The sequence below is a fragment of the Xenorhabdus sp. XBWT genome, assembly GCF_059072735.1.
The window spans coordinates 3,983,639-3,997,461 of the sequence record NZ_CM180990.1 but is presented as its reverse complement, the minus strand read 5'-3'; the positions used below and the strand labels follow the sequence as shown (position 1 = coordinate 3,997,461).

At 43.6% G+C, this 13,823-nt stretch carries 16 protein-coding genes; 12 read left to right on the top strand and 4 right to left on the bottom strand.

What is annotated here, in order from left to right:
• Window positions 1–85 precede the first annotated feature (85 nt).
• The gene (mdh, locus tag AC5JQI_RS17520; RefSeq protein ID WP_493913095.1) at window positions 86–1,024 is read left to right on the top strand and encodes a malate dehydrogenase; all 939 of its coding nucleotides are present in this window, start codon (window positions 86–88) and stop codon (window positions 1,022–1,024) included.
• Between the two features lie 112 nt (window positions 1,025–1,136).
• Here the strand turns inward: mdh and AC5JQI_RS17515 are convergent, their stop codons facing one another.
• Window positions 1,137–1,403, bottom strand: a complete 267-nt coding sequence (locus tag AC5JQI_RS17515) for a helix-turn-helix domain-containing protein (RefSeq protein ID WP_237388220.1) — start codon at window positions 1,401–1,403, stop codon at window positions 1,137–1,139.
• Window positions 1,404–1,590: 187 nt separating this feature from the next.
• Between AC5JQI_RS17515 and AC5JQI_RS17510 the strand changes: the two genes are divergently transcribed.
• Both AC5JQI_RS17510 and AC5JQI_RS17505 read left to right on the top strand, forming a co-directional pair.
• Window positions 1,591–1,938: a DNA-binding protein gene (locus AC5JQI_RS17510; protein ID WP_493913094.1), complete on the top strand. Its 348-nt coding sequence runs from the start codon at window positions 1,591–1,593 to the stop codon at window positions 1,936–1,938.
• 76 nt (window positions 1,939–2,014) lie between these two features.
• Complete coding sequence (locus tag AC5JQI_RS17505; RefSeq protein WP_237388218.1) at window positions 2,015–2,401, top strand: DNA-binding protein; 387 nt, start codon at window positions 2,015–2,017, stop codon at window positions 2,399–2,401.
• Window positions 2,402–2,428: 27 nt separating this feature from the next.
• On the opposite strand, the gene ispB is transcribed toward AC5JQI_RS17505, so the two are convergent.
• Complete coding sequence (gene ispB, locus AC5JQI_RS17500; protein ID WP_493913093.1) at window positions 2,429–3,400, bottom strand: octaprenyl diphosphate synthase; 972 nt, start codon at window positions 3,398–3,400, stop codon at window positions 2,429–2,431.
• 249 nt (window positions 3,401–3,649) lie between these two features.
• Between ispB and rplU the strand changes: the two genes are divergently transcribed.
• The 3 genes from rplU to cgtA all read left to right on the top strand — a co-directional run bounded on the left by rplU (window position 3,650) and on the right by cgtA (window position 5,543).
• Entirely contained in the window at window positions 3,650–3,958 is a 309-nt protein-coding gene (rplU, locus tag AC5JQI_RS17495; RefSeq protein WP_047766254.1) for a 50S ribosomal protein L21, read from the top strand.
• Between the two features lie 20 nt (window positions 3,959–3,978).
• On the top strand, window positions 3,979–4,236 hold the full coding sequence (gene rpmA / locus AC5JQI_RS17490) for a 50S ribosomal protein L27 (protein WP_010845218.1): 258 nt from the start codon (window positions 3,979–3,981) through the stop codon (window positions 4,234–4,236).
• 131 nt (window positions 4,237–4,367) lie between these two features.
• Window positions 4,368–5,543, top strand: coding sequence for an Obg family GTPase CgtA (gene cgtA, locus AC5JQI_RS17485; protein ID WP_493913092.1), 1,176 nt, complete (start codon window positions 4,368–4,370; stop codon window positions 5,541–5,543).
• Between the two features lie 75 nt (window positions 5,544–5,618).
• Here the strand turns inward: cgtA and dacB are convergent, their stop codons facing one another.
• A complete protein-coding gene (dacB, locus tag AC5JQI_RS17480) occupies window positions 5,619–7,067 on the bottom strand; it encodes a serine-type D-Ala-D-Ala carboxypeptidase (protein ID WP_493913091.1) in 1,449 nt (482 codons plus the stop codon).
• A 274-nt stretch (window positions 7,068–7,341) separates the two neighbouring features.
• On the opposite strand from dacB, the gene greA reads away from it, so the two are divergent.
• Window positions 7,342–7,818, top strand: coding sequence for a transcription elongation factor GreA (greA, locus tag AC5JQI_RS17475; protein WP_237387253.1), 477 nt, complete (start codon window positions 7,342–7,344; stop codon window positions 7,816–7,818).
• 113 nt (window positions 7,819–7,931) lie between these two features.
• On the opposite strand, the gene yhbY is transcribed toward greA, so the two are convergent.
• Entirely contained in the window at window positions 7,932–8,225 is a 294-nt protein-coding gene (gene yhbY, locus AC5JQI_RS17470) for a ribosome assembly RNA-binding protein YhbY (protein ID WP_493913090.1), read from the bottom strand.
• Window positions 8,226–8,358: 133 nt separating this feature from the next.
• Between yhbY and rlmE the strand changes: the two genes are divergently transcribed.
• From rlmE to secG, 5 genes are all read left to right on the top strand, one after another.
• Window positions 8,359–8,988, top strand: a complete 630-nt coding sequence (gene rlmE / locus AC5JQI_RS17465; protein WP_323853645.1) for a 23S rRNA (uridine(2552)-2'-O)-methyltransferase RlmE — start codon at window positions 8,359–8,361, stop codon at window positions 8,986–8,988.
• A gap of 48 nt (window positions 8,989–9,036) precedes the next feature.
• Complete coding sequence (gene ftsH, locus AC5JQI_RS17460; protein ID WP_493913089.1) at window positions 9,037–10,950, top strand: ATP-dependent zinc metalloprotease FtsH; 1,914 nt, start codon at window positions 9,037–9,039, stop codon at window positions 10,948–10,950.
• Window positions 10,951–11,067: 117 nt separating this feature from the next.
• A complete protein-coding gene (gene folP / locus AC5JQI_RS17455) occupies window positions 11,068–11,901 on the top strand; it encodes a dihydropteroate synthase (RefSeq protein ID WP_493914726.1) in 834 nt (277 codons plus the stop codon).
• A 58-nt stretch (window positions 11,902–11,959) separates the two neighbouring features.
• The gene (gene glmM, locus AC5JQI_RS17450) at window positions 11,960–13,297 is read left to right on the top strand and encodes a phosphoglucosamine mutase (protein ID WP_493913088.1); all 1,338 of its coding nucleotides are present in this window, start codon (window positions 11,960–11,962) and stop codon (window positions 13,295–13,297) included.
• Window positions 13,298–13,474: 177 nt separating this feature from the next.
• Window positions 13,475–13,813, top strand: a complete 339-nt coding sequence (gene secG / locus AC5JQI_RS17445) for a preprotein translocase subunit SecG (protein ID WP_493913087.1) — start codon at window positions 13,475–13,477, stop codon at window positions 13,811–13,813.
• Window positions 13,814–13,823 lie beyond the last annotated feature (10 nt).

Here is a 13,823-nt window from a genome sequence, read left to right as displayed (position 1 = left end):
TGTTGTAATGATGGGAAAAATGAAAGCACTCTCTTAACCAGACAAGTTTAAGTTTTTTTACAGCACTTATTTAAGGAGTATCAGGATGAAAGTTGCAGTTCTCGGTGCAGCCGGTGGTATTGGTCAGGCACTTGCCCTTCTACTCAAGACCCAACTTCCTTCAGGTTCAGAACTTTCCTTGTATGACATTGCTCCGGTGACCCCGGGTGTGGCAGCCGATCTGAGTCATATCCCAACGGAAGTTAAAGTCACTGGTTTTGCTGGTGAAGATGCAACCCCTGCACTGGCAGGTGCAGATGTGGTATTGATTTCTGCGGGTGTCGCCCGTAAGCCTGGTATGGATCGTTCCGACCTATTTAATATCAACGCGGGGATCATTCGTAATCTGGTACATCAGATTGCTAAAACTTGTCCAAAGGCATTAATCGGAATTATTACTAACCCTGTCAACACTACTGTGGCGATTGCGGCTGAGGTTCTGAAAAAAGAAGGTGTTTACGATAAAAACCGTCTGTTCGGTGTAACAACTCTGGATATTATCCGTTCCAACACTTTTATTGCTGAATTGAAAGGCAAAAAACCAGAAGAGCTGGAAGTTCCAGTTATCGGTGGGCACTCAGGTGTGACTATTTTGCCTCTGCTGTCTCAAATTCCTGATGTTAGTTTCACTGACGAAGAAATTGAAGCATTGACCAAACGTATCCAGAATGCGGGAACTGAAGTGGTTGAAGCAAAAGCAGGTGGCGGATCTGCAACTCTGTCTATGGGGCAGGCTGCTGCACGCATGGGGTTGTCTATGATCCGTGCCCTGCAAGGCGAAAGCAATGTTATCGAATGCAGTTATGTTGAGGGTGATGGCAAATATGCGCGTTTCTTCGCTCAACCAGTTCGCTTGGGTAAAAATGGTATTGAAGAACATTTAGATATTGGCAAACTGAGCGATTTTGAACAAAAATCACTAGATAACATGCTGGATGTTTTGAATACAGATATTGAATTAGGCGAAAAATTTATTAATGATTAATTTATTTAATTTGTAATTTATTAATATACAAATTAATTTAAATATATTAGTTAACTAAAACCGCTAGTTTAAAAATAACTAGCGGTTTTTCTATGAATAATTAAATTAATAGTTAATTATTCTTTTTATCTCGAATTTTTCTTTCTAATAGTTCTCCTGTATTGCGATCAAAATAACGGCTTGGCCATATTTCAGACGGATGCAATTCTAAGTAATTCGCTATTATCCATTCTCCCTTGGGCCATGGGCGAGAAAGTGTATTCGCCAAAGTTGATGAGCTTAGCCCCGCTTCACGAGAAACGGCTGCCAGAGTCGTTCCACGTTTACGTAAAGCGGCAATAATATCAGCAGGATGCCAATCCGATTTCATAGAAATCATTTTTTTAATCCTTTCCTATTAAATTTGAAGCCACATTAGTGGTATAACTAAAGCGTTAGTGTGAAATTAATAACGAACACGAATCTGTTATTAAGAAAATAAAATAACATTATTTTTTCTAAAAATATTTCTAATTTTTTCTTAATAACTTCTTTTTTGAACTTGGTTACAAAAATAGAGAAACATTATGAAAAAAGAGTGGTATACGGCAATGGAGTTGACCGGTGTAGGCGAGTTACCTAGATCACCACAAGGAGTTAATGCCAGAGCAAAACGTGAAGAATGGTTGAGGCAAAAACGAACAGGTGTTCAAGGCAGGGCAATTGAATATCACTATTCTTGTTTTCCTGAATCAACATTGTCTGCTCTCGAACTTAATGAAACATCACCAGAATATCAGGTTCAGAAACAAGATCCTTTATCCATTTGGGTAAGCGCATTTAATTTACTCACTGAAGAAGAAAAGGAGGTAATTACCGACGTGATATTACGAGACGGCATAAGAAGTTTTTTGGAAAAAATTATAGCTACCTGAGGCTGCTTTTGAAAAAGCCAAATGTTTAAAATTTGGCTTTATCTTCACTGCCCTGGTACAACGCGAGGAAAAAGAGATGAAAAAAGAATGGTATTCTGCAAAGGAACTCATCGGCCTCGCAGGGCTGCCATCGTCTCCTCAGGGAGTGAATCTGATGGCAAGACGCGAGGGCTGGGAACAACGCCGTAAGCGTGGAGTGCAGGGAAAAGCTCTCGAATATAATGTCAACAGTTTGCCCGAAGAAGTTTTAAATATACTGACTGTCAGTGAAAACTCGGTCGAGTATTATCGGAACAAGCGACAGGATCCGTTTATGATTTGGGTGGAAGCTTATTATCAGCTGACCAAGTCTGAAAGAGAACGGATAGTTAAGTTTATTTTGAGAAAAGGGTTGGCTGGCCTTGTTCAATTTGTCGGCATTCAAGAGATTGATAGTAAAGATAAAGACAGTATCCCAGATTGAACAATCAGGGATACTGATTGAATCGGCTCAAGAAAGTCGCTGTACGGCGACATGGGCTAATCCCACAAGGGCCGCCTTATACGGAGAATCATTGAGTACTTGTAATACTGAAATAGCCTTATCTGCTTCTTCCTCAGCCCGTTGGCGGGTATATTTGAGTGAACCACACTGTTTCATGGTTGCGAGTACAGTATCCAGCAAATGGCGGCCATTTCCTTGTTTAATAGCATTACGTATCATTACAGATTGCTCTGGTGTTCCATGATTCATGGCGTGCAGGAGGGGCAATGTTGGTTTGCCTTCATTCAGGTCGTCTCCCGTATTCTTACCGAGCGTGCTGTTATCTGAATCGTAATCCAGCAGGTCATCGATTAATTGGAATGCGGTGCCAAGATAGCGGCCATAATCACGTAGCGCCATTTCTTGCTCAGGCGTTGCGTTAGCCAGAATGGCGGCGGAATGCGCAGAAACTTCAAACAGACGGGCGGTTTTACTATAAATAACGCGCATATAGTCATCTTCTGAGATATCAGGATTATTACAGTTCATTAACTGCATCACCTCGCCTTCAGCAATGACATTGGTAGCATTAGACATCAATTTCAATACACGCATGGAATCAAGGTCGGTCATCATCTGAAATGAGCGCGTATAGATAAAATCTCCTACGAGGACACTGGCTGCGTTGCCATAAATGGCGTTGGCCGTTGCCTTGCCGCGTCGCATATCAGATTCATCAACGACATCATCATGCAGCAATGTCGCGGTATGAATAAACTCAATCAGGGCCGCAACTTTGATGTGTTTTTCACCTTCGCAATGAAGCGCTTTACCAGTCAGTACTGCAATCATTGGGCGAATACGTTTGCCTCCGCCGCTGATAATGTAGTAACCAAGTTGGTTGATCAGCGCAACATCAGAATTTAATTGGTCAAGAATGGTGTCATTGACCGCTGCCATATCATCTGTAGTAAGTTTTATTATCGATTCTAAATTCATGTTTTGGCTTTGGACTCTGATTCAGAGCTGTGCTCATTAATTAGCGTATTAACAGATATTACGATGTATCGGCCGCACTTGTAAAACAGCTCAAATAAATGGCAATCGAAAAAGTCCGTTTTTTTATCCTCTGTTCTAATTCTGCACTTGTCTTCCAAGCGGTTTTTGCGTAGAATTCGCGCCCTATTGTGAATATTTTATAGCGCGCTCGGAAAGAATTTTAGAGGGTGCGCGGAAAGCGGAGTTTATATGTACGCGGTTTTCCAAAGTGGTGGTAAACAACACCGAGTAAGCGAAGGTCAGACTATTCGCTTGGAAAAGCTGGACATCGCAACAGGTGAAACTGTTGAGTTTGACCAGGTGCTGATGGTCGCTAATGGTGAAGACATCAAAATCGGCGCTCCAGTAGTTGAAGGCGTTAAAATTAAAGCTGAAGTTGTTGCACATGGCCGTGGCGAGAAAGTTAAAATCGTTAAGTTTCGCCGTCGTAAACACAGCCGTAAGCAGCAGGGCCACCGTCAGTGGTTCACTGATGTTAAAATCACTGGCATCGCTTAAGATTTTAGGAGAGCAGATAAATGGCACACAAAAAGGCTGGCGGTTCGACTCGTAACGGTCGCGATTCTGAAAGCAAACGTCTGGGTGTAAAACGTTTTGGTGGTGAGTCTGTTTTGGCAGGCAGCATCATCGTTCGTCAACGTGGTACTAAATTCCACGCAGGCAACAACGTAGGTTGTGGCCGTGATCACACCCTGTTCGCATTAGCTGACGGAAAAATTAAATTCGAAGTTAAAGGTCCAAAAAACCGTAAATTCATCAGCATCGAAGCTGAATAAGTTTTTTGAATTTTAATCGAATCGGAAGCCCTGCAATGTGTGTTGCGGGGCTTTTTATTATTCTGGATTACGCCATCTCTGGGTACTAGCTGCCATCCAGCTTTACAGTGGCTATCCTACGGAGAAAGATTATGAAATTTGTAGATGAGGCCAGAATACTGGTTGTAGCGGGAGATGGTGGCAATGGTTGCGTCAGCTTCCGTCGTGAGAAATATATTCCAAAAGGTGGGCCGGACGGCGGAGATGGGGGTGACGGCGGAGATGTCTATCTACTGGCTGATGAAAACCTCAATACGCTGATTGACTACCGTTTTGAAAAATCCTTCCGCGCTGAGCGTGGTCAAAATGGACAAAGCCGCGATTGCACTGGTAAACGCGGTCAGGATATTACCATCAAGGTTCCGGTCGGAACGCGTGTACGTGACGTTGCCACAGGTGAAGTTCTCGGAGATATGTTGCGCCATGAACAACGTTTTATGGTTGCAAAAGGGGGGTTCCACGGCCTTGGTAACACCCGATTTAAATCTTCTGTGAATCGTGCTCCTCGCCAAAGAACAATGGGGACACCGGGAGAAAGCCGAGAGCTGATGCTGGAGCTGATGTTGCTGGCAGATGTAGGTATGCTGGGAATGCCAAATGCGGGGAAATCCACCTTTATCCGGGCCGTTTCAGCAGCAAAACCTAAAGTAGCCGATTATCCATTTACAACATTGGTGCCAAGCCTTGGTGTTGTGCGCATGGATAATGAGCAAAGCTTTGTGGTCGCAGATATCCCTGGTTTGATTGAAGGAGCATCAGACGGTGCTGGTTTAGGCATTCGCTTCCTGAAGCACCTGGAGCGCTGTCGTGTATTGTTGCATTTGATTGATCTCTGCCCGATCGATGAATCTGATCCGGTTGAAAATGCCCGAATTATCATCAAAGAGCTACACAAATACAGTGAAAAACTGGCAGAAAAACCGCGTTGGTTGGTATTCAATAAAGTTGATCTGACCGATCCAGAAGAAGCTAAACAGCTAGCCAAAACTATTGCTGATGAGCTTGGTTGGGAAGGCGACTATTACATGATTTCAGCAGTGAACCGTCAGGGTGTGAAAGAGCTTTGCTGGGACATTATGGAGTTCATGAATATGCAGCCCCGTAGTATGGAAGCGACGGAAGAAGTCAAACCTGAAAAAGTTGAGTTCATGTGGGATGACTATCATCAGGAACAGTTGCAGAAATCATCCTCGTCTGATGATGATTTGGATGATGATGACTGGGATGAAGAAGACGATGAAGGCATTGAGTTTATTTATAAACACTAGTCGGTATATAAGAAATCCAACATAATAAAGGGGCGCTATTTTTTAGCGCCTCTTTTTTCGTTAAATCGTTTTTAATTAATGATTCTTATATAGCGATTTATATAAGTAATTTTCGAAACGCGCCAGGGGAACACGGCGGGTTCGTTGATCTTCAGGAGAAACTGAATACGAAGAGATAAATTGGATGAAAGCGATTTGCTGTCCGCTGGCAGCAGTTAAAAAACCTGCCAGATTATAAACCCCTTGTAATGATCCCGTTTTGGCAAATACCTTACCATCAACACCTGCTTCATGCAGTCCGGGACGATAAGCCAGAGTACCATCATATCCCGCTTTAGGTAGCATTGAGATAAAGTCTAATTCATTATCGTGCAGGGCAATAAACTGTAATATTTCCATCATGGTTGCGGGTGAGATCAAATTGTGGCGCGAAAGGCCGGAACCATCTGCCATGACGGTATTACCTAAATTAATGCCTGTTTTTTGTTTCAAAATCTGACGAACCGCATCAGAACCTGCATGCCATGTTCCGGGAACATTAAAATACCGATGGCCCAGAGTACGAAAGATTGTATCTGCAATCATGTTATCTGACTTTTTCAACATAATTTTTAGCATATCATGCAGCGGTGCTGATTGATTCAGGGCGAGGATTTTTTCTGGGTGCTGAGGGGTCGATTGGCGCCGCATATAACCTTTTAATTCAATGCCTGCAATATTCAACTCATTTTTCAGTAGATTGCCCGCATAACTAGCTCCATTTTGGATGGCAAAAGCCAGTGGTAGCGGCTCATCACGCTTAGTCAGGCAACCCGTTAAGATATATCGATTCAATTCACCTGCCGTGACATCAAGTTCACAGTATTTTGCTTCTGGTGAGCCTTTGGGTAATGTTTTTACTTCACTCAGTACACTGACAGGGTAAAAAGAGGGAACCTGAACAGATGCCAGTTCGCCGGATTGCCCTGAGCTGTAAAGTGAAACCGAAAAGCAGTTTTTATCTATGATTGCAGCGGCCGGAGGGGAACTGAAACATTGAGTCATGTCATTCCATACCCATCCTGGAGCTTTATCGTGGCTGGCGAAAATAGAAATATCTATGATGAGATCGCCATCGATCTGTTTTATGCCAGACTGTTTTAATGCTTCAATCATACTACGCAATTGTGAACGCGTTAGCATCGGGTTACCGACAAAACGCGCTGTCAGATTACCTTTTAATATGCCATCTGAGATATCAGCATCACTTTCCAGTGTTGTTACAAAACGGTAATCCTTACCAAGCTGTAGTAAGGCGGCTAATGCCGTTACAATTTTCTGTGTACTGGCAGGTAATGCCAGTTGTTGTCCGTGATAATCAATTAAAGGGTTTTTTGAGCCGACTTTTTGGGCAATAAATGAAAAATGAGTTCCCGCAGGCAAATATTGGGTGCCTTCCTCAATTGCAGAGGCATTTGCACTGAAAATACTCAGGCTTAGACTGAGTATACAAGCTATTCTGCTGGTAATTTTTAAAAGAGCCATAGATCTCGCATATGAAGGTAGGTTTGTTTCAACAAGGTTTATATTAATAATACTAAGGTGCAATTCAGAGAAAAGTAAACGATGATCCATCATCAACTCTACGTTAGAATGATAGATTAGCAGGTAAAATATGTATGTGAATTCCAGATTATGCTGGTTTTACATTCCTTTTATTTTCTGGAGGCCCGCCTGATAGGGTGTGCTCATTGTGCTGTTATTTGCAAAAATCAGGAAGATGTTGTTTGGGCTTAGGATTGATTTAGAGGTTTGATAAATGAAACAAATTCCGATGACGGTACGTGGCGCGGATAAATTGCGCGAAGAATTAGAATATTTGAAAAATGTACGTCGCCCTCAAATTATTGCCGCAATCGCTGATGCGCGTGAGCACGGTGATTTGAAAGAGAATGCAGAATATCATGCCGCTCGTGAGCAGCAGGGCTTCTGTGAAGGCCGTATTCAGGAAATTGAGGCCAAACTTTCTAATGCACAAGTGATTGATGTTACGAAGATAACCAATAACGGTCGTGTGATTTTTGGGGCAACGGTAACGGTATTAAATGTGGACTCTGATGAAGAGCAAACCTATCGTATAGTGGGTGATGATGAGGCGAATATCAAAGAAAATCTTCTTTCTGTGAATTCACCGATTGCCCGTGGCCTGATTGGTAAAGAAGTGGATGATGTTGTTGTGATCACTACGCCAGGCGGCCAAGTTGAATACGAAGTTTTGAACGTGGATTATCTCTGATAAATACCATGGATTGGCTAAGATATAAGATGCTGATAGAGAAAAAAGGCCAGATCTGGCCTTTTTTCTCTCATGGTAGATACATATGGCACTTTTATATAAATATGCCGTGATTATTTAGGTAGACTAATCTTGCGCTCTTTTGATGGGCGGTAGAGAATTAATATTTTTCCAATGATTTGCACATTATATGCACCAGTTTCACGAACAATCGCTTCAGCGATCAAAGTTTTGATTTCACGGTCTTCGCCTGCAACTTTGACTTTGATAAGCTCGTGATGCGAAAGAGTTTGTTCGATTTCAGCCAATACGCCTTCAGTCAGTCCGTTGTTGCCAATCATAACGACAGGCTTTAATGAATGAGCAAGGCTTTTCAGGTATTGAACTTGTTTCTTGTTAAGAGTCATTGTTTTTTGCTTAGTTGGGATTGAAAACGACATATTCTACCGCCATCTGATATCTATCACCATAAAAGTGTGGTGTGGTTTGATAAGAGAGCGCAAAAAATAAGGCTCTCTATTAGTATAGTTGGAAAGAACAATGGCCAATAAAAAACGTTCAGCAAGCTCAAGTCGCTGGTTACAGGAACATTTTAGTGATAAATATGTTCTTCAGGCGCAGAAAAAGGGGCTTCGCTCTCGCGCTTGGTTTAAACTTGATGAGATACAGCAAAGCGACAAAATCTTTAAACCGGGCATGACCGTTGTTGATTTAGGCGCTGCCCCGGGAGGGTGGTCTCAATATGTAGTTAGTCAGATTGGTAATAGCGGGCGGGTTATTGCTTGCGATCTTTTACCGATGGATCCGATAGTTGGGGTCGATTTCCTTCAAGGAGATTTTCGTGATGAACTTGTATTGAAAACATTGCTTGAGAGAGTTGGTGATAATAAAGTCCAGGTCGTCATGTCGGATATGGCTCCCAATATGAGTGGAACCCCCGCGGTCGATATTCCCCGATCCATGTATCTGATTGAGTTAGCATTGGATATGTGTCGTGATGTGCTGGCCCCTGGGGGTAGTTTTATTGTCAAAGTGTTTCAGGGAGAGGGCTTTGATGAATACCTGAGGGAAATACGCTCCCTTTTTACGAAGATAAAAATTCGTAAGCCAGAAGCTTCGCGGGCACGATCACGTGAAGTATACATTGTAGCGACAGGGCGGAAAGTATAGTACCCTGACTACTATTTGTTAACACAGTTGTAATATGAGGTTAATCCCTTGAGTGACATGGCGAAAAACCTGATTCTCTGGTTAGTCATCGCAGTTGTCTTGATGTTATTGTTCCAGAGTTTTGGTCCCAGCGATTCTAGCGGTCGTAGGGTGGATTACTCTAACTTCATCAATGAGATATCACAGAATCAAGTAAGCGAAGTACGTATTTCGGGTCGTGACATTGATTTCACTAAGAAAGACAACGGTGGAAAATACAGCACTTATATGCCAATTCAGGATGAGAAGCTGCTGGATACGCTACTCAATAAACAGGTAAAAATTGTTGGTGAACCACCAGAACAACAAGGCCTGTTGGCGACCCTCTTTATTTCATGGTTCCCAATGCTACTGCTGATTGGTGTCTGGATCTTCTTTATGCGCCAAATGCAAGGTGGTGGCGGTAAAGGGGCGATGTCTTTTGGCAAAAGCAAAGCCCGTATGTTGACAGAAGATCAGATCAAAACCACTTTTGCTGATGTTGCTGGTTGTGACGAAGCAAAAGAAGAAGTCGGTGAATTGGTGGAGTATCTGCGTGAGCCAGGACGTTTCCAAAAACTGGGCGGTAAGATCCCGAAAGGTATTTTGATGGTTGGTCCTCCAGGTACAGGTAAAACGCTGCTGGCGAAAGCCATCGCTGGTGAAGCGAAAGTGCCTTTCTTCACTATTTCTGGTTCTGACTTCGTTGAAATGTTTGTTGGTGTGGGTGCTTCCCGTGTTCGTGACATGTTTGAGCAGGCGAAAAAAGCAGCTCCTTGTATCATCTTTATTGACGAAATAGATGCGGTAGGTCGCCAGCGTGGTGCCGGTCTGGGTGGTGGGCACGATGAACGTGAACAAACACTGAACCAGATGCTGGTTGAAATGGATGGCTTTGAAGGTAACGAAGGTATTATCGTTATCGCAGCAACTAACCGGCCTGATGTTTTGGACCCTGCATTGCTACGTCCTGGCCGTTTTGACCGTCAAGTTGTGGTTGGTTTGCCTGACGTTCGTGGTCGTGAGCAAATACTGAAAGTCCATATGCGCCGTATTCCGCTGGATACGGACATTGATGCATCTATCATCGCCCGTGGTACACCTGGTTTCTCTGGTGCCGATTTGGCAAACCTTGTGAATGAAGCGGCTTTGTTTGCAGCTCGTGGTAACAAGCGTGTTGTCTCTATGGTTGAGTTTGAAAAAGCCAAAGATAAGATCATGATGGGTGCGGAACGTCGTTCAATGGTTATGACGGAGGAACAGAAAGAAGCCACCGCGTATCATGAAGCTGGGCATGCCATTATTGGTCGTCTGGTGCCAGAACACGATCCTGTTCATAAAGTTACTATTATTCCTCGCGGTCGTGCGTTGGGTGTAACTTTCTTCTTGCCTGAAGGTGATCAGATCAGTGCAAGTCGTCAGAAATTGGAAAGCCAGGTTTCAACTTTGTACGGTGGACGCTTAGCTGAAGAAATTATCTATGGTGTAGATAGTGTTTCTACAGGTGCGTCCAATGATATTAAGGTGGCAACATCTATTGCACGCAACATGGTGACACAGTGGGGCTTCTCAGAAAAACTGGGTCCATTGCTGTATGCGGAAGAAGAAGGTGAAGTTTTCCTCGGTCGTTCCGTTGCTAAAGCGAAACATATGTCTGAAGACACCGCGCGTTTAATTGATCAGGAAGTGAAAGCTATCGTTGATCGTAATTATATACGCGCACGTCAGATTCTGATGGATAATCTGGATATTCTTCATTCTATGAAAGATGCGTTGATGAAATATGAAACTATCGATGCACTTCAGATTGATGACCTGATGAATCGAACAAATGTACGTCCACCAGCAGGTTGGGAAGGTGATAAAAATGGTAGCAATAACCGCCATACTCCATCATCTCCACAACAAACAGCGAAACCTGCAGATGATAATCCTACCGCATAACGTGGTTAAGAGTTTATCAAGCCAAAGGTAATGACGAATTATTGCCCTTGGATTTGGTCGATTGTACTTCTTAAACCCCAGGTTCACCTGGGGTTTTGACATTAAGGCTCCCTAGTGATGAAACTGACAGCCAGAGGCTGTGTCCTCGACCTTTCCTGCCCACAAGTAATGGGAATTCTGAATGTTACTCCCGATTCTTTCTCTGATGGTGGAACACATGATACTTTTGATATGGCATTGGAACATGCCGCGAAGATGATCGAGGAAGGTGCAACTATTATTGATGTGGGAGGAGAGTCGACACGTCCTGGCGCGGATGAGGTAAGTGAACAGGAAGAGTTGGATCGCGTTATTCCCGTGATTGAGGCTTTAACTGAGCGTTTTGATGTTTGGATCTCTGTGGATACCTCAAAAGCTGTAGTAATGCGAGAATCAGCAAGGGCCGGAGTCCATATTATCAACGACATTCGGGCCTTGCAGGAGCCAGGGGCACTTGATGCAGCAGTACAAACTGGGTTGCCTGTGTGTTTGATGCACATGCAGGGACAACCTCGTACAATGCAAACAGAGCCTCATTATGAAGATGTCGTATCAGAAGTGAAATCATTCCTGAGACGGCAAATTGAGCTTTGTGTTGCGGCAGGTATCGCAAAAAATAACCTGATCCTTGATCCTGGTTTCGGTTTTGGTAAGAACTTATCGCATAATTATCAGTTATTGGCTCACTTGCAGGAACTCCATCATTTAGGCTTGCCGATTTTGGCGGGTATGTCACGTAAGTCCATGATTGGCCAATTACTTCATGTATCTCCGGAAGAACGTGTAACAGGAAGTGTTGCTTGTGCTGTGATAGCGGCCATGAAGGGTGCCCAGATTATCCGTGTGCATGATGTAAAAGAAACCGTTCAGGCAATGAAAATTGTTCAGACAACGCTATCTACAATCAACTGATATCCGAAAAGAAACACGCTGTAAGCAAAGAATATGTTCAGCAAAGGAAAAGAAATTTATGAGTAACCGTAAATATTTTGGTACTGATGGTATCCGTGGCAGAGTAGGTAATACCCCAATTACTCCTGACTTTGTATTGAAATTGGGTTGGGCTGCGGGAAAAGTACTGGCTCGTCATGGTTCTCGAAAAATTATCATTGGTAAAGATACCCGAATCTCTGGTTATATGCTGGAATCTGCACTCGAAGCCGGATTGGCTGCCGCAGGATTATCCGCTTCCTTTACTGGCCCAATGCCGACGCCTGCTGTGGCCTATCTGACACGTACTTTCCGCGCAGAGGCTGGCATTGTCATCTCAGCCTCTCACAATCCTTACTACGATAATGGCATTAAATTCTTCTCCATTGATGGCACTAAATTGCCTGATGATGTTGAAGAAGCCATTGAAGCAGAAATGGAGAAGCCACTGACCTGTGTGGAATCTGCCGAATTAGGTCGAGCAAATCGAATTGTTGATGCGGCGGGCCGCTACATTGAATTTTGCAAAGGTACATTCCCCAGTGAACAAAGCTTAAATGGATTAAAAATTGTACTGGATTGTGCCAATGGCGCTACTTACCATATCGCTCCGAATGTTCTCAGAGAGCTGGGCGCAGAAGTTATTACCATTGGTTGTGAGCCGAATGGTATTAATATCAACGAAGAGTGTGGTGCAACAGACGTTCGTCTATTGCAGAAGTGCGTACTGGAAGAACAGGCAAATGTTGGTCTGGCATTTGATGGTGACGGCGACCGTATCATTATGGTTGATCATCTGGGTCACAAAGTTGATGGTGATCAAATCCTTTATATCATTGCGCGTGAAGCACTAAGACACGGACAGTTGCGTGGTGGAGCTGTGGGTACGTTGATGAGTAATATGGGTCTTGAACTGGCACTGAAGCAGCTTGGTATTCCGTTTGAACGTGCAAAAGTCGGTGATCGCTATGTATTGGAGAAGTTGCAGGAAAAAGGCTGGCGCTTAGGGGCAGAAAATTCAGGACATGTGATTTTATTGGATAAAACCACGACCGGTGATGGTATTGTTGCTGGATTGCAAGTCCTGAGTGCAATGGTGCGCAACAATATGAGCCTGCATGATCTGTGCAGTGGAATGAAGCTGTTACCTCAAATTTTGGTTAATGTTCGTTTTGCAGGTAATACCGATCCTCTGCAATCAGAGTCTGTACTTGAAGCCGTTAAATCAGTAGAAATTGAATTGAATGGTCGCGGTCGTGTTCTGCTGCGTAAATCGGGCACAGAGCCACTGATCCGGGTAATGGTAGAAGGTGAAGATGAAGAACAGGTCACAACATTGGCGCATCGTATTGCTGATGCCGTGAAAAAAATGGGGTAATTTGTTGGTTTTTTCTTCGATCAGTATCAGTATTTGAAATTAATCTTGCTTGTCTGAAAGGCTTTGGTTAGTATTCACACCCGCTCAATAAGTTAATTTTTCTAATTCTGAGCGGGTGATGCACTGTAAGGTCGCGACGAAATTGTGGTAAATCCCACGAGGAAACGGGTACAACATATGTATGAAGCTCTTTTAGGTATATTCTTGCTGGTTGGTCTCGGGCTAATTGCTCTGGTTCTGCTACAGCAGGGGAAAGGTGCTGATATGGGTGCTTCTTTCGGTGCGGGTGCATCTAATACACTGTTTGGTTCATCGGGTTCTGGTAACTTTATGACCCGTATGACAGCTATTCTGGCGACGTCGTTTATTGTTATCAGCTTGATTCTTGGTAACATGACCAGCAACAAAACTGGCTCCAGCAGCAAATGGAATAACTTGGCTGAACCAACGAAAGTTGAGAAACAAGCGGATATTCCGGCAGCGCCAGTAAAGTCAAATAGTGAGATCCCTCAGTAAATTTCAGTAA

What these genes read in the sequence shown, in the direction of transcription:
- mdh (WP_493913095.1), top strand. Translation starts at nt 86, where the DNA reads ATGAAAGTTGCAGTTCTCGGTGCAGCCGGTGGTATTGGTCAGGCACTT.
- AC5JQI_RS17515 (WP_237388220.1), bottom strand. Translation starts at nt 1,403, where the DNA reads ATGATTTCTATGAAATCGGATTGGCATCCTGCTGATATTATTGCCGCT.
- AC5JQI_RS17510 (WP_493913094.1), top strand. Translation starts at nt 1,591, where the DNA reads ATGAAAAAAGAGTGGTATACGGCAATGGAGTTGACCGGTGTAGGCGAG.
- AC5JQI_RS17505 (WP_237388218.1), top strand. Translation starts at nt 2,015, where the DNA reads ATGAAAAAAGAATGGTATTCTGCAAAGGAACTCATCGGCCTCGCAGGG.
- ispB (WP_493913093.1), bottom strand. Translation starts at nt 3,400, where the DNA reads ATGAATTTAGAATCGATAATAAAACTTACTACAGATGATATGGCAGCG.
- rplU (WP_047766254.1), top strand. Translation starts at nt 3,650, where the DNA reads ATGTACGCGGTTTTCCAAAGTGGTGGTAAACAACACCGAGTAAGCGAA.
- rpmA (WP_010845218.1), top strand. Translation starts at nt 3,979, where the DNA reads ATGGCACACAAAAAGGCTGGCGGTTCGACTCGTAACGGTCGCGATTCT.
- cgtA (WP_493913092.1), top strand. Translation starts at nt 4,368, where the DNA reads ATGAAATTTGTAGATGAGGCCAGAATACTGGTTGTAGCGGGAGATGGT.
- dacB (WP_493913091.1), bottom strand. Translation starts at nt 7,067, where the DNA reads ATGGCTCTTTTAAAAATTACCAGCAGAATAGCTTGTATACTCAGTCTA.
- greA (WP_237387253.1), top strand. Translation starts at nt 7,342, where the DNA reads ATGAAACAAATTCCGATGACGGTACGTGGCGCGGATAAATTGCGCGAA.
- yhbY (WP_493913090.1), bottom strand. Translation starts at nt 8,225, where the DNA reads ATGACTCTTAACAAGAAACAAGTTCAATACCTGAAAAGCCTTGCTCAT.
- rlmE (WP_323853645.1), top strand. Translation starts at nt 8,359, where the DNA reads ATGGCCAATAAAAAACGTTCAGCAAGCTCAAGTCGCTGGTTACAGGAA.
- folP (WP_493914726.1), top strand. Translation starts at nt 11,068, where the DNA reads ATGAAACTGACAGCCAGAGGCTGTGTCCTCGACCTTTCCTGCCCACAA.
- glmM (WP_493913088.1), top strand. Translation starts at nt 11,960, where the DNA reads ATGAGTAACCGTAAATATTTTGGTACTGATGGTATCCGTGGCAGAGTA.
- secG (WP_493913087.1), top strand. Translation starts at nt 13,475, where the DNA reads ATGTATGAAGCTCTTTTAGGTATATTCTTGCTGGTTGGTCTCGGGCTA.